Raw genomic sequence first — 14,346 nt, forward strand, 5'->3', positions numbered from 1 at the left:
ATAAGTCACTGGCTTACATTCCCCGCAAGGTTAATTGTTACTGTTTATTCTTTTTCTTTCTTCCACGAAGTCCGACTCCAACACCTGTAATAAGTGCAAGTGCACCAATTCCAAGATAAAGAAGCGGATTTGCATTGTCTCCTGTCTGTGGAAGCTTAGGCTCTGTCGGTACATTGACAAGCTTAAGAGTTGCTACAACAACATCCGGTGCATTATCATCATATCGAAGTGTTACATCGTGCCATCCACCCTTGCAGTGAACTATTTATCTGTAATGCACGGGACACATAGGACTGTCCCGTATTCTGTGCATCTTAAACTCCTTTCATTATACCAGCTCTCTTATTTTAAAGAAATACTGCATAAGTCTTCTGTTTTTCTTATAATTTAAGAATAAACCCTTTACCTGCATACGCTCACCTCCTCTCAGAATGTGCCCATTCTTACGAATGAAAGAAATATCCTTGCCACCATAGCGAATAGAAGAAGAATTATTCTGGCAAGTCCTAAGACCAGCTTCAACGCTCCAAGAATTATCCTTAATATCCACTTGAGTATCTCTAAAATTACTGTTCCTACGGCTCCCATAACTCTTCTCATAATAATCAGTCTCCTTTCGACATCCATCCCATTGCAAGTCCTGCAACATCTGCATCGTCCATAACATCTTCTGTAGGTTCTTGTGCTTCACTATTGGCTGCCTGCATTATTACCGGCTGACCAACATTCATCCCGGATATCACTCCGCCTAACAGCCTTATGACCTCTTTCCTAGCCTCATTGGTTGCTACTTCAATGACTTCTTCCTTAATATCCTCAATATCTTCTGACCGGATATATTCAGCCCTCTCTTTTTCCTTCTTCTTGATAACAAAGGTTTCTTTTCCATAATTATCAATATAGAACTGAATCGCATCTATGATGAACTGGTTCTTAGATTTGAAAATCTTCGGATCAAGGTTCTGAATCACATCATTGATTTTCACATGCTGAGGATTGCTCATGTTGAGGCGGACAGAAGTTTTTACTTCATATTCAAGTCTTCTTCCCATCATCTGCCTCCTTATGATAATCGCTTAGTGCTTTTAAGTCCCATTGTGGCAAGCTGCTCATATCCTCTTGCATTTGCCTTTACATCAAGGTTATAGGAAATGTTCTTAGCATCATGACTACCAAAATTCTTCATCACAACTGCCCCGCCTCCGACAAATACAATCGGTGTAGTTTTTAAGTTATACCCAAACTCACGGATTGAGTTATATACCTTATCGACAAAATCCTCTATCTCTGCCTTGATAATGGCAAAGTATTCATCATCAATATCTGACCTGCCATATCGCATGATATTCTGTATCTCTGACTCGTCTACCTCTCCGTTAAGCTGTCTTACACACTGCTCATTGATAGAACGCATACAGGTAATAAGACCTTTTGGAATCGTCACACACTTTGATTCATCCGGTGACTTGTTGATTACCGGCATAATGTCGATTGTCCAGCTACCGATATCTACTATCAGCGTTTTCTTTGCCATTGTAGGAATCTTGTCCACTACTGCTGCATAGCACTGAGGAAATACTGCCACATCATCAATTTCAATATGATATGACTCATTCTCATATTTGAAGCTTACACGCTTATTCTTTGTCAGGTACTTGATAAAATCATTCTTCTCAGCTCCAAATCTTGTAAGTGGAAGTCCTACAGCAAGGAATACTTTTGCCTCTTCAAGACCTCTTCTTTTAAGTTCCTTAGCAACTGTTGCAAGAGTGAGAAGATAAAAGCTGTCATCTTCAACCTTGGTATCCTTTACTTCCTGCCTCACAGTTCCAACCTTATAGAACTTTCCTTCATACTCAAGTACATCGCCGAAAAGTGCCGGAGTTGTTGTAATCTCCTTAACACCTGTGACAAATACCTGAGAGATTGTTTTCATCATTGACCAGCCATGATCAATGCCGATTACTTCTAATTTGTTATTCATGTTCCTTTCACTCCTTTTCTGTATTGTCTGCATTATTGTTTTGCAAAATTTCATATAATTACCCACACCCTTTCAAGTGCTCAGTTTTGTCAGATGCAGGAATATCATCTGACCTGCCATAAAAATGCTTTCTCATTAATTCCTCATACAGTTCATCACTCTCTGCCTTAACTTTCATAAGACAGTAGAGAACCACTGTACTAATAATGATTACGAACCAAATTAACACCTTGCCCATTCGACCACTCCTCTCAAATAAAAAGAGGACCAAACCAGCTGATGGAGTATTCCATCTCAAGTGCTAATTTAGTCCTCACTAAATGTTTTTGATATAAAATTGTACCTAATCTAAGCACACAGATTCACTCTCAGACTGATTGCGGACATCTGTGATACTGACTTGGATTTTCGGTTTAATATTGCAGCGCTGCCCTATCTTTACCGCTAAAATGGTATAAAAATAAGGACTAAATTAGGCATAACCCCTTGATTTTACTGGGTTTCATCTAACTTGGTCCTATTATAACTCAAACACCACTTTCCCATTTTGAAATAGATTGTCTTGAAACATTAAGCTGCTCAGCCAGTTGTTCCTGTGTTAATTCTCTACTTTTGCGTAGTGTTATAAGTTTTTCTGCGAACTCCATATGTGTTCCTCCTTTTGATTTTGTGTATAAATCTTATCAAAATACTCATTTGCACTCTAGCAAGTAAGCTATACAATTACATGACAAACGGTAGAGTTTAAGTGCTTTCTTGTATATCTTGATTGTCATTCTACTTTATATGCCTATTTTAGCATAGAAAAAACGTTTTCTCTATTACTCCATTATTTTACGGAATAGTGGGCTGTCTTTCTTTATTTTAGTTGTGTTACTTTATCACACATGAGCATTTGCACCCGGATTATCGTTTCCGTAACCCTCCAGAAGATTGATCACACCCCATACTGCCACACCTGCACCGATTGCGGTTACTACTGTTTTAAGTCCTGTTACTGCTGTTGTAAAAAATGCCATTCAATTTACCTCTTTCTTTTCTTAGATTATTTTTGCTTCTGGACATTGTGTCCAAAGGTTCATGTTTCTTTATTCAGTTGTATTTGAGGAATGCTCCTCCTGCCCGTTTACCTCCCCACAGTCAAAGGCTTCATCCACCTGTGTATTTGGAGTGACTTTCATGTGATGCAGATGCTTCACATATTTCTCAATACCAAAGGCATTTTTCTGGTCATAATCGGACAGCTCCCTGTATCTTTTGTGCTTCGTTATATCAAATTTGTCTGAGAAAAAAGGTCTCACGCCCCTAAGCTGCATGATACATTTTCCGCCGTCCATGACCGCAATCTCATCCTGACTCATAAGCTCTTTTCCGGTTTTCTGGTAATTCAGACCGTAGGACTGGCTTGTACCTCTTGTATCCGAGGTATTGTAAAGGTCAATCGTTTCCTTACCCAGAACTTCTGCCAGCTCTTTGAGCGTAGTCTTTTCCTTCCCACCGAGGAATAGTGTGGTATCACAGTTGCCTTCAATCGTGTCAGCGTTGTCCTTATAAATCGCCTTGAGCTGGGACTTTGACTGCAAAATAATAGAAGCTGATATTTCACGGCTACGGATTGTAGCAATCAGCTTCTCAAACTGTGGAATCTGCCCGATGTTCGCAAACTCATCAAGGAGCATACGCACATGAACCGGGAGTCTCCCGTTATATACATCATCTGCCTTGTCACAAAGCAGGTTAAAGAGTTGGGAATACATAATCGACACCACGAAATTAAATGTGGCATCCGTATCGGAAATAATGACAAATAACGCTGTCTTTTTCTCGCCAATCGTATCAAGCTCCAGTTCGTCATATTCCATCAGGTCCCGCAGCTCTTTAATATCAAATGGTGCCAGTCTTGCACCACAGCTAATCAATATAGATTTTGCTGTCTTTCCAGAGACGAAAAGTCAAGGACTTTTTCATCAAATTCACAAAGAAGTCACATTTTGCGGACTTCCTCACGGAGCATACGCTTGATTTTGTCCTCCATTGTCTCTTTTGCGGTCTGGCTGAAATGGACACGGACGATATAGGTGGTCTTGCCGATCTGCTTTCTGACAGTCGGGCAAGTGGCGGTGTTGGTTGCGGTATTGTTCATTCAAAATCCTCCTGTAAATGAAAAATGTCCGGTGACGGTTCATCATCGGGCGGTGTCGGTATGAGGGAACAAGGCAAGGCGGCAACATTAAGGTATCTATAAAAACCTTGCCGTCTTTGCCACGCTTGCCGTGTTCCTGTTGTCAGTTTCGGAGATAGCAGACCCATGCTGTGCCGTCTTTCTCGGTCACAAGTCTGTCCCCGATACGGCTCTTTGCCGTTCTCATGGTGCGTGAGGAAATCCCACGCTCATTGACCGTCTTTTCCAGCTCTGCGCTTGGCATACGCTTTCCGTCTGCAAGCAGTTCCAGAATGAGCATTTGCGCCTGTGCGGTCTTGCTTTCGGTCTTGGTGTTGTCTGCCCCGGCAAGAAGCTCGTCAGCGGTAATGTCATAAGCCCCTATCCACTCAAAGCCTTTCTCGTCTCCCAGAGAAAAGGCAAGGGACTGTCCGGGCGGCGCAAGGGAGCTTTTCTCATGGATAAGTACCCTTGTTGTGGGGCTGTCCTTCAGCTTGCCGATAAAGAGCAGACTGCGGACTGCCGCCGTAATGTCGATAGACCCTAATCCCCGGTAGGTGCTTTGCGTTCCTGCGGCTTTGTTGAGGTGTCCGATCAGCACGATAGCGCACCCGGTAGCCTGTGCAATGTCTCCCAGACTGCGGAATATCGGGCGCACCTCGTTTGCCCGGTTCATGTCCACATCTGCGCCCAGAAACGCCTGTACCGGGTCAATGATAACCAGCCTTGCGTTGTTTTCCCGGATTGCCCTTGCTATGCGTTTATCGGCAAGGGTCAGTGGTGTGTCTCTATCGTCAATGACAAGCACTTTTTCAAGGTCTGCGTCTGCTTCCATCAGCCGGGGCTTGACGGTATCGCCCAGACCGTCCTCTGCGGTCTGGTAGATGATGTTGAAAGGCTCAAGGGTCTCCATACCGGGTAAAGGCTTTCGGTTGGTGCAAGCCGCCGCAAGACGCATGGCAAAGTAGGTCTTGCCCTCGCCGGGGTTGCCCTGTATAATCGTCAGCTTTCCAAAGGGGATATACGGAAACCATAGCCAATCCACGCTCGTCAGCTCCACATCTGCCATACGGAGCATGGGGACAGGCTGGGCGGTGGGCAGCTCTCGCAGCGTGATTGTCTCGGCTATGAATTTGCGGCTGGGAATGTCCCCTTGCTGACGGAGAACATCGTTCCAGTCTTTCCTTGCCGGGACAAGGCGAATGACGGCGATCTCGCCGGGAATGTCCTGTGCCAGCCGGGTGCAGGCTTCACTTCCTGCGGTGTCGCTGTCAAGGCAGAGGAACACTTTTCGGGTGTCCTTGCGTTCAGAAAGGAAACGGTCAAGGGCTTTGCCTGAAACGCCGCCCAGGGCAAGGTAGCTCCTTGTCCGCCAGTCCTGCGGATAAAGGCAGATAAAGGACAAAAGGTCAATCGGTGCTTCAAAGACAAAGAGCTGGTTGCCGTTTCCCTCATAGTGGAACGGATAGGATTTGTCAGACCCGGCAATGTCCTGTCTGAATGGGTCTGCCGTTCCTCGCACATGGGCGTATCTCGGCGTACCGCTTCGGTCTCTGCCGACAAACACAACATTGTGCCGCTTTGCGTCCTCGTAAATATCCCCGGAAAGAAGAAAATCCTCAACAAGCGTTTTGTTGAGACCTCGGCTTTCGCAAAGATATTGAATTGCTCTGTCGGCTGTTCTGTTGTGCAAGGGCAAGTGGAACGCTGTGGGCGGTGCTGTGGTGGCTTCGGTCTGTCCCTCGCCGTTTTCGCCTGTCAACATCTGGACAGCTTCGGGAAAGGACTTGCCGTAAAACTCCATGACGAAATCAATGGGATAGCCGCCCTTGCTCTGGCTGTGGCGAAACCACTTGTTTCCCCGGACGGTCAGGCTGTCATGTTCTTTCCAGCGGTATTCCCGTCCGCTTTTGATAAGCGTCTCTCCCTGTGTGCGGAGAAAATCTTCCAGACTGACGGCGTTTGCCCGGTCAATCTGCGCTTGGGTGTAATTCATCGGGATAGTTCCTCCTTTTTCTGTCGTGTTTGGGGTCGATTTTGGAGCTTTTGTTCCTCTGTGCGCTCGTTAAATCGGGCGGCAGTACCTACGCATGACTTAACCTTCCAAAGGCGATGTAAATCGTCTCTGACGGTCTTAAACTCGCCATAGGTGGTGTTGTGCGCCTGTTCCAGCTCGTCATACTCTTCGGTCAGCTTTTTCATATCCACCTTGCCGTCCGGGAACTCTCCGGTCAGCTTGCGTCTGGCGGCGTAGAACTGTTTCAGTTCCGCTTCATGCTCTGCCTTGTACTTGGCTCTGGGCTTCTCAAACTTGATTTTCTGCAAGCCGTCATAGACAGGCTTCAAGCTCTGGAAAGCAGCAGAGCTGTCATAGAGCTGCTTAATTGCTTTCATTCGGGCGGTCTGTTCGTCCAGCGTTTTCTTCAAGCTCTCTGTGGCAGCACTGTGTTCGCTGACACGGCTTTCCAAATCTTCAAGAGTGTAAATGCCGTTTGCCCGGAGATAATTGAAAGTCTCGTTCATCTCCTTTAGGTTGCTGACCTTGCCTTTCTGCGAATACGCCCCGGCTCTGCGCTGGGTGTAATAGGCGTTCAGCAGCGAAACAAGGTCGGGTGCCTGCGGCTTGGCAAGCTCTGCTTTTGCTTCGGCAATCCAATCAAACAGGAGAGTGATTTTCTTCTTGATGTCCCGGATAACGGCATTGGTGGCTTTGATCCAGCGGTTGAACTCGCCTTTCTCGGTGCGTATGCCTTTCTTCTCCATTGCCCGGACGGTTGCGCCCTCGTGGATAGTGGGAAGAAGCTCCACGCCCTGACGCTCATAGCTCCGGTGGTCGATACGAACATCAATACCTTTTTCCGCAAACTTGGCATTGCATAGCTCCGCCCATGCTTCACGCCAATGTTCCAGCGTTTCGGGACTGCCCCAGTCGGTAGTGGGAACGGCGTTGAAAACAAACTCGCCGTTCTGGTCTCGGATACGGTTGCCGTCCTCGTCCAGCTCGTACACCCGGCGTTGCTTTAGTCCCCATTTGCCGTTCTGCTCGATGGGACGGATGGGGCAAAGCACATGGAAGTGTGGGTTTGGTATGCCGCCGTCCTCCCGGTCGGGCTGGTGTACGGCGAAGTCAACCACCATGCCCCGGCTCACAAAGTTCTCCAACAAAAATTGCCTTGCAAGAGCGATGTTTTCCTCAAGGGAAAATTCATTCTGCAAGGCAATGTCAAAGCTGTATGCAAGCTGGGCGTTCTTTCCACGCTCGGCTTTTTCCACGGCGTTCCATAGGGTCTGGCGGTCTGCGTATTCGGGCGGTGCATGGGACGGCAGGAGAATGTCAGAGCAGATCACGCCGCCCTTGCGGGTGTAGTCGCTGTATTCGCCGTAATACTCGCTATACAATCGCTCCCCGGCTCGGTAGGCGGCAGAAGCGATAGCGGACTGTCCTGCGCTTCGCTTAGTCTGCGTGACGCTCAGATGAAATAGTGCCATCGGCTTTCAACTCCTTTTCTCTGTTTGCTTGGCTGATATGAGTAATCGCCATGTGACGGACGGCTCGCTGGACTTCGGACAGGGAAAAGATGTGTTCCATCAGCTCTGTCATTTCGGTGCGTGTGAGATCTTTGACCTCCGGGGCAAGGCTCTCAATCGTGCCGCCCAGATTGCAAAGGCGGTGGGTGCGCTTGGTGCGTTCGCCTTTCTCCAGATACTTCTTTCTATTCTCCAGACGCTCCAGCTTGTGTTGTTCCTGTGCAAGCTGCGTCTCGGCTCGTTCCTTTTCGGCTCGGAGCTGGTCAAGGGTTTTCGGTTTTGTCATTGTGATTGACCTCCTTTTTTGATTTTGGGGATAAAAAAAGACCGTCAACTTTTCGCATAGTGCGACCAGTCAACGGTCTGATTTTCGGTATTTATTTTTCCAAACTTGCTGGCGGCGAACAGCATTTTATGCTGTTTGCGGACGGCAAGTCCACAGGGGATAGCCGCATTAGCGGCGCAAGGGGGTGTAGCCACCTTGACGGAACGAAGTGACGCAACTTTCTCGGTCGGGCAGTTTTCTTCTGCTGACAGAGAATGAAGCTCCGCAGGACGCACATACTCCCGATAGGAGAGTATAGAAGTGCGCCCTTTAGTTCCTAAAGGGATTTTCTTCTGACCCAAATTATATAAAATGTAGATCAAGACATTTCTAAGAGGTACTCTCAGATTTTCACAACATAAGGTTCATCTTCAATAATACCCTGATCGTGGGTAACAATGATAACCGTTTTACCTTCTTCATTGAGTTCGTGCAATAACCTCATAACAATATCTCTATTTTTCTTGTCAAGTGAGCCAGTAGGTTCATCTGCCAAAACAACAGAACATTTTTTCATCATAAGACGAGCTAAAGCAACTCTCTGTTGTTCACCACCGGAAAGCTGATAAACTTTTTTGTTAACTTCCTTTGATAACCCCACACGATTAAGAGCTTCTTTAAGTGATACTTTAGTTCGGCTTGATTTTTTAATCAAACTTAAATTTTCTTTAACTGTCTTATTTTCAAGCAGTGCAAAATTCTGAAAAAGAAACCCCACTGTATCCGCAAAAAAACTGTTTTTATTTTTAAGCCGGGTAATATTCAGCCCTTCGATTATGATACTGCCGCTATCCGGTTTTTCGATACCACCAATCATATTGAGTAAAGTGCTTTTTCCACTGCCGCTATCGCCGCTGATTACTACAAAACTTCCATCCGGAATTTCTAAATTAAAGTTAGAGAAAATTATTTTCTCTCCAAATGCTTTATTTAAGCCACGAATTATAATCATAAACATCCTCCCTTCAATGACTTTGAGATATTTGTTTTTTCAACCCACATAATATTTGTGAAAATGATTGCCATTTCAATAATGGTGAGCAACGCTCCAATCAGTAAAGCAATCCCGACACTTGCGTTAGATATAAAAATTGAAACAATGCAAATCAATATCACAACGGCTATATTTTCTAAGAGATTAACGGAAATAAATCTTTTGTGCCTTTCATAAAAGCGATAGCCCAAAACCTTTTTGAGGGAGATTTCCATCGCATTAAGTCTAAATTCCATTTTCACTTCAGATATGATGATAGCGATATCTAACAGCAATACTAATACGCAAAGAGAGCTTATAAAGCCAATCAGTTTCACGAGGAAACTATGACTATAAATGTAATCCTCTCCGACATTCGTCAGCATAAAATAGTGTGAACCAAGCTGTTCTGAATATTTTTTCGCAACACTGCGAATTGTGCTTTCATCGCATCCGTAGATTACCTCACCATTATATGTTCCTGTTTCGATATAACTTCCATTTAAAGCAACAGCCTCATTTGCCTGATAAATCACAATCGGATTTGTTACTCTTGACAATCCGTCAATAGCCTCTTCTCTGTTCGAATTGAGATAATAAAATTGTTCTCTGCCAGAATATTCTTTATAAACAACACGCAGTTCTTCTGCATTTTGGGTAAGAGAGCCAATTTCCTCTTTTGCGATATCTTTGTATGATTCCGCATTTCTTCCCTTTGGCACGAAGACCACGATATCCTCTTTTTCATCATCTTCAGTAAGCATATCAGAAAACCCTTGTAGCATATCTCTGGCATTATGATTTACAAAAATATAATTATCCGTATCGCTTATCCGGCTGCCTATGCAGACCACCGGATTTATCGTGTTGTATTCATTTTCGTAAAGGTCATTCCAAAATTTGCTCTCTTTGGATTCCTCCTCATTTTCTTCAAAAGGAGGTTCAATCTGCATAACTCCAAAATAATAATCATTATAATGATTTTCTAAAAGAGTAGTGTTTGTAAGTAAATTACCTTGAATGCTACTGAGATTTGTAGTTATTGTAAAAATTGTCATAGCAGTAGCAAATACTTTAAGACCGTTCAGAAGATAAAACATACCTTTTTTATCTGAAGCATTGGCAAAGGCTTTTTTTACATCAAAGCGGACAAAAGCAGCATAAGGAATTACGGAAAGAACTGCTCCGGCACAATACACTGCCAAAATGAGATGATCTTCATACGCTCCCGATATAAATTGAGAAACAAGCAACTTTGCTAAGACGAATAATGCAGCATATGAAATCATATCAGCCACTACAGCTTTTAGAGCAATCACAGCAGCATTTTCGCCCAGAGAAGCTCGTACAACTACTTCCTTTTGCCTGCGTATCACCTCAATCATATTAAGTACAATCATCAATATGGCAACCAGGCCCCAAACAATGAACATCATATCAGTTTCGGTTGATTGCCAAAACTCTGGCTGCGATATAGAATATTCTTTTGCCAAATCTTGATATGTGGCAATAATGTCATCATCATCACCGATATAGCTGACCATTATTTCCTGTCCATTGCCTGTGTTTTTTGCTTCTCTAAAATCTTCAAATTCTATTACGGTGATTCCACCTATCAAAGCCGTATATGTTTTTTCCTCAATATCCATTGTGCTTTTAAGACTATCCCGAACAACGGTATCATCACCATAAATATAAAGTCTTGTCTGATAATTAGAAACTCTCTGATTAAAAGTCGAAAAAATATGAACACCATGCTTCTCAGCTGTATCTTCTGCATTGGCTAAAAATGAATCCATATCGTCATTAGTAGTTGTGTATCTGGACGATAAATAATAAGCACCATTAAAGTTCCAGAGCATATTTTGATATACTTCAGCTTGCATAACAAAAGCAAAAATAATCGTAATCAACAGCAATATATTTCTTATATGTTTCATTTGAAATTCTTAAACCTCCTTTGAATAGGTAACAGACACACGATTGCCCAAAATACTAATATGGATTTTTTCATACAACCACATTCTCTTGTTAGATTCTAATTTTCCGTTTTCTTTATTCGCATAAATTGTACCATAAAACTCGTGAACAATTCTACCGCAACTTTGGACTACATGAGAAAAGTCCGAACAGTTTTCTGCCCGGACTTCCTCGCTCAATCATAAATCAATTCCGCTTTCACAATCTCCTCTGCCTGTGCCTTGCAAGCGTTCATCTGCCGCACCCATTCCATTTGGTTTTTGGCTTTTAGTTGCTCGGTCACGCCGTTTTGCTCTGCCAGTGACCGCACGATCAGCTCCATGCGGTTTCGTGCCGCTTCGTCAATCTCGGCGCAATGCTCAAAGAGCTTGTCGGATAGCACCAGCTCATTGAACAGTATCGGACGGTGCATTTCCAGATACGCCTTGCGAAGTCTGCCGTAGTGTCCGAGGGGCTTGGTCTTGCGGATAACGATGTTCGGGATAAGATAATCGCCGTTCTGTGTATAAGTGATATTCATGCTGTTTGTACTCCTTTCATCGGCTCTCTCTGCGGTAAACTGCTGACAGGGACGAACACTCCCTTTGCAATATCCTCCGCACGAATAGCGGCTTTCTTGGCTTCGATTTCTGCCTTTTTTCTCCCCTTGATTTTGTCCTCGTATCGCTTCTGCGCTCCGCTGGCTTTCCGCTTCAAGTAGTTCTGATGAAGCCTGTCCTTGCGTTCCTCACGCTTGCGGATTTCCTCTAATTCCTCCGGGGTAAGCTCCGCTTCTCCAAACGCCGGGGGAACGAATCGCCCAACAAAATTGAAGTAAATCTCGACCTCCTGTGTGGTCTGTATACTGCCTTTGCGGTCACGCTCATGCACAAGGATTTTCTCGATAAACTCGTTGAGCATGGCAATGGTCAGCTTGTCGAAGTTCTCGTATTTGTCAATCAGAGCGATAAAACGGTCAGCGTCCTTTTCGTGCTTTTCATAACTCCTGATAGCCTTTTCCAGAGCAGAGATTTCATCGGTAAGCTCGGCTTGCTCCTTTGCGTATTGAGCGTCCAGAGTGGCGTATCTGCTGTCGGACAGCTTTCCTAAAATGTTGTCCTCATAGATTTTGCAGAGCAGAACTTCCAGATCGGAAACTCTCTGCTTTGCGGCGGCAAGGCGTGTCCGCTGTTTCCTGACCTCTGTGGTCTGCTGGCTGGACTGTGCTTCCTGCACCACACGGACAAACTCGGCTCGGTCATGCTTGGCATATTCTGCAATGGCTTTCAGCATTTCAGAGACAAGGGACAGCACCACATCTTCATTGATACGGTGCTGTGTGGCGCAGAGCTTTCCGACCGGGATTTTGCTGTACTGTGAGCAGGTATATTGAGAGATACGCTTGCCGTTGTTGGTGCGGTGGACATACATCTTGCCGCCGCAATCGGCGCAATAAAGCAAGCCTGTGAGGGGAGCTGCTTCGCCCCAGCCGTCCGGGTAGCGTCTGACATTCCCACGGATTTTCTGCACAAGGTCAAAGGTCTGCTGGTCAATGATAGCTTCATGGGTATTCTCGAAAATCGTCCATTCGTCCTCCGGGACATAATGGCTTTTCTTGTCCTTGAAGTGCTTTCGGGTCTTGAAATTGATGGTGTGTCCCAGATATTCACGCTTTTCAAGAAGGTTGCAGATGGTGGAAGAACCCCAGCCGTACACATCTTTGAAAGTCTTATTCTTGTTCACGCCCTCGCCGTGCTGGGCAAGGTAAGCGGACGGAATGAGGATTTTTTCTTCTTTCAGCTTGCTGGCGATCTGATACGGACCGTAGCCCTCAATCGTCATGGCAAAGATACGCTTGACCACCTCTGCGGCTTCGGGGTCAACCAACCATTGGTCTCTGGCTTCGTTCCAGAGATAGCCGTAAATGACTGTGCCTGTGAGGTGCTTGCCGGACTTGCCTTTGGACTGGAAAGTGGAACGGATTTTACGGCTGGTGTCTCTGGCGTAATACTCGTTCATAATGTTGCGGAAAGGGGTAAAATCATCGTCCCCTCTGGCACTGTCCACGCCGTCATTGATGGCGATAAGGCGAACGCCACGCTGACGCAGGATTTCCATAATCTGACCGACTTTCAGATAGTCACGACCCATGCGGCTCATGTCCTTGATACACAGGTACTCCACATTCCCGGCTTCCACTTCTTTCATCATTGCTAAAAATCCGGGACGGTCAAAGCAGGTGCCGCTAATGCCATCGTCCGTGAAATGGACAATGTTTGTAAAACCCTGCCGTGCGGCGAACTCCTCCAACATTGCTTTTTGATTGGATATGGAGTTGCTCTCACGCTGCTGGTCATCATCTTTGCCAAAGTCATCACGGCTCAGTCGTTCGTACAGAGCAGTGATTTTCTCGTTTTTTCTCATAACTTGCGCTCCTTTCTTCGGTTTTAGGTTGTGTGTTCTAAGAGACTTCCCAACCGCTTGATTAAGAAGTCTTTTAGAGCATACAACACCTGCGGCAAGTTTATATTTCTTATACTGTCTTACCGCAAAGTGGTTCGGGTTCTTCTGCTCCAGCTCCTCAAACAGCAGGTCTACCGCATTTTTGAAATTTTCATCATCTTCCCTTGCTTCACTGGCATCCACCAGATCAATCAGCATGGAAAAATTCTGTTCTTCCTCCGGTGCTTCGTACCAGATATATGCGATCAGTGCCGTGTAATAGAGCTTTTCGGCTTTCACCCAGAAATCCTCAGAGGCTTGCTGTCCTTCCCCTTTAGTATTTACAATGATTGTGTTTACGAGTTTCAGAATGTCCTTTTCGCTCCGGATGTAAGCGAAAGGGTTGTAATGCATTGATTTTGCAAAGTTAATGGTATTAAGCACCTTAATCCGGTAATCATTCTTAGACAGCATCCTGCCGCATTCGACCAGCACAGTGCCTTTCGGATCAGTTACCACATAGGAACTGTGCATCTGCATAAGGTTCGGCTTCACAAAAAAGCGTGTCTTACCGGAGCCGGAACCACCGATCACAAGAATGTTTTTATTCCTTGCATACTTCGGCTGCTTTGGTCTGCCGGACATCATAAGACGCTCTGTTGCCGTTAAAAGCACGTTGTTTTCAAATACCGGATCGACATAAGGCTCTATGTCTTTGGCAGTTCCCCACCTTGCCGAACCGTATTCTACTCCCTGCCGGAATTTCTTTGCATTTTTCGCTTTATAATATACTACCATACGAAATCCTATCCCGCATCCCACGCCAACCAGTAAATCCCTCGGCATAAAACTGGGAAACGGGTTTACAAACGCACCTCCCATCCCATTGATCGTGTCCAACACCTTCTGTAATGTGTTATCTCCTGCCTGCTGTCCATACAGCCATGAAACCTTATTAAAGACATATCCAAATA

General features: G+C 45.1%; 16 protein-coding genes and 1 pseudogene. All 17 read right to left on the reverse strand.

Features of this window, described 5'->3' with window-relative positions; genetic code table 11:
- Positions 1–37: 37 nt before the first annotated feature.
- The gene (locus tag RIL182_RS22335; RefSeq protein ID WP_081021251.1) at positions 38–265 is read right to left on the reverse strand and encodes an LPXTG cell wall anchor domain-containing protein; all 228 of its coding nucleotides are present in this window, start codon (positions 263–265) and stop codon (positions 38–40) included.
- 161 nt (positions 266–426) lie between these two features.
- Positions 427–600, reverse strand: coding sequence for a hypothetical protein (locus RIL182_RS13335; protein ID WP_015516967.1), 174 nt, complete (start codon positions 598–600; stop codon positions 427–429).
- A 5-nt stretch (positions 601–605) separates the two neighbouring features.
- Positions 606–1,052 carry an ATP-binding protein gene (locus RIL182_RS13340; RefSeq protein WP_227701501.1) on the reverse strand — a complete coding sequence of 149 codons (447 nt, stop codon included), beginning with the start codon at positions 1,050–1,052 and terminating at the stop codon, positions 606–608.
- An 11-nt stretch (positions 1,053–1,063) separates the two neighbouring features.
- Positions 1,064–1,984 (reverse strand): ParM/StbA family protein, encoded by a 921-nt coding sequence (locus RIL182_RS13345; protein WP_085980129.1) that lies wholly within the window; start codon positions 1,982–1,984, stop codon positions 1,064–1,066.
- Positions 1,985–2,042: 58 nt separating this feature from the next.
- Entirely contained in the window at positions 2,043–2,222 is a 180-nt protein-coding gene (locus tag RIL182_RS13350) for a hypothetical protein (protein WP_005360223.1), read from the reverse strand.
- A 289-nt stretch (positions 2,223–2,511) separates the two neighbouring features.
- Entirely contained in the window at positions 2,512–2,631 is a 120-nt protein-coding gene (locus RIL182_RS13355) for a helix-turn-helix transcriptional regulator (RefSeq protein WP_006859709.1), read from the reverse strand.
- Positions 2,632–2,865: 234 nt separating this feature from the next.
- On the reverse strand, positions 2,866–3,003 hold the full coding sequence (locus tag RIL182_RS13360) for a Maff2 family mobile element protein (protein WP_006859708.1): 138 nt from the start codon (positions 3,001–3,003) through the stop codon (positions 2,866–2,868).
- A 69-nt stretch (positions 3,004–3,072) separates the two neighbouring features.
- A pseudogene (locus RIL182_RS13365) lies at positions 3,073–3,927 on the reverse strand (VirD4-like conjugal transfer protein, CD1115 family); the annotation flags it as partial.
- 41 nt (positions 3,928–3,968) lie between these two features.
- The gene (locus RIL182_RS13370; protein ID WP_004845310.1) at positions 3,969–4,127 is read right to left on the reverse strand and encodes a transposon-encoded TnpW family protein; all 159 of its coding nucleotides are present in this window, start codon (positions 4,125–4,127) and stop codon (positions 3,969–3,971) included.
- A gap of 142 nt (positions 4,128–4,269) precedes the next feature.
- Complete coding sequence (locus tag RIL182_RS13375; protein ID WP_004845308.1) at positions 4,270–6,141, reverse strand: AAA family ATPase; 1,872 nt, start codon at positions 6,139–6,141, stop codon at positions 4,270–4,272.
- Positions 6,138–7,634, reverse strand: a complete 1,497-nt coding sequence (gene mobQ / locus RIL182_RS13380) for a MobQ family relaxase (RefSeq protein ID WP_006858516.1) — start codon at positions 7,632–7,634, stop codon at positions 6,138–6,140. Before mobQ ends, RIL182_RS13375 begins: the two co-directional genes overlap by 4 nt.
- Entirely contained in the window at positions 7,600–7,959 is a 360-nt protein-coding gene (locus tag RIL182_RS13385) for a DUF3847 domain-containing protein (RefSeq protein ID WP_003500140.1), read from the reverse strand. Before RIL182_RS13385 ends, mobQ begins: the two co-directional genes overlap by 35 nt.
- 44 nt (positions 7,960–8,003) lie before the next feature.
- A complete protein-coding gene (locus RIL182_RS13390) occupies positions 8,004–8,321 on the reverse strand; it encodes a hypothetical protein (RefSeq protein WP_242886412.1) in 318 nt (105 codons plus the stop codon).
- Positions 8,322–8,341: 20 nt separating this feature from the next.
- Positions 8,342–8,950 carry an ATP-binding cassette domain-containing protein gene (locus RIL182_RS13395; protein ID WP_002593328.1) on the reverse strand — a complete coding sequence of 203 codons (609 nt, stop codon included), beginning with the start codon at positions 8,948–8,950 and terminating at the stop codon, positions 8,342–8,344.
- Entirely contained in the window at positions 8,947–10,911 is a 1,965-nt protein-coding gene (locus tag RIL182_RS13400) for a bacteriocin-associated integral membrane family protein (protein WP_004845300.1), read from the reverse strand. The genes RIL182_RS13395 and RIL182_RS13400 overlap by 4 nt, the downstream gene beginning before the upstream one ends.
- Before the next feature lie 215 nt (positions 10,912–11,126).
- A complete protein-coding gene (locus RIL182_RS13410) occupies positions 11,127–11,471 on the reverse strand; it encodes a TnpV protein (RefSeq protein WP_004845299.1) in 345 nt (114 codons plus the stop codon).
- Positions 11,468–14,314, reverse strand: a complete 2,847-nt coding sequence (locus tag RIL182_RS13415; RefSeq protein ID WP_408638720.1) for a DUF4368 domain-containing protein — start codon at positions 14,312–14,314, stop codon at positions 11,468–11,470. The genes RIL182_RS13410 and RIL182_RS13415 overlap by 4 nt, the downstream gene beginning before the upstream one ends.
- Between the last annotated feature and the right edge of the window lie 32 nt (positions 14,315–14,346).

The sequence above is a fragment of the Roseburia intestinalis L1-82 genome (assembly GCF_900537995.1).
Classification (GTDB): domain Bacteria; phylum Bacillota; class Clostridia; order Lachnospirales; family Lachnospiraceae; genus Roseburia; species Roseburia intestinalis.

Coding starts and splice junctions, on each gene's coding strand:
- RIL182_RS13350 (WP_005360223.1), bottom strand. CDS start 2,222: ATGGGCAAGGTGTTAATTTGGTTCGTAATCATTATTAGTACAGTGGTT.
- RIL182_RS13335 (WP_015516967.1), bottom strand. CDS start 600: ATGAGAAGAGTTATGGGAGCCGTAGGAACAGTAATTTTAGAGATACTC.
- RIL182_RS13400 (WP_004845300.1), bottom strand. CDS start 10,911: ATGAAACATATAAGAAATATATTGCTGTTGATTACGATTATTTTTGCT.
- RIL182_RS13375 (WP_004845308.1), bottom strand. CDS start 6,141: ATGAATTACACCCAAGCGCAGATTGACCGGGCAAACGCCGTCAGTCTG.
- RIL182_RS13340 (WP_227701501.1), bottom strand. CDS start 1,052: ATGGGAAGAAGACTTGAATATGAAGTAAAAACTTCTGTCCGCCTCAAC.
- mobQ (WP_006858516.1), bottom strand. CDS start 7,634: ATGGCACTATTTCATCTGAGCGTCACGCAGACTAAGCGAAGCGCAGGA.
- RIL182_RS13410 (WP_004845299.1), bottom strand. CDS start 11,471: ATGAATATCACTTATACACAGAACGGCGATTATCTTATCCCGAACATC.
- RIL182_RS13395 (WP_002593328.1), bottom strand. CDS start 8,950: ATGATTATAATTCGTGGCTTAAATAAAGCATTTGGAGAGAAAATAATT.
- RIL182_RS13370 (WP_004845310.1), bottom strand. CDS start 4,127: ATGAACAATACCGCAACCAACACCGCCACTTGCCCGACTGTCAGAAAG.
- RIL182_RS13345 (WP_085980129.1), bottom strand. CDS start 1,984: ATGAATAACAAATTAGAAGTAATCGGCATTGATCATGGCTGGTCAATG.
- RIL182_RS13385 (WP_003500140.1), bottom strand. CDS start 7,959: ATGACAAAACCGAAAACCCTTGACCAGCTCCGAGCCGAAAAGGAACGA.
- RIL182_RS13360 (WP_006859708.1), bottom strand. CDS start 3,003: ATGGCATTTTTTACAACAGCAGTAACAGGACTTAAAACAGTAGTAACC.
- RIL182_RS13355 (WP_006859709.1), bottom strand. CDS start 2,631: ATGGAGTTCGCAGAAAAACTTATAACACTACGCAAAAGTAGAGAATTA.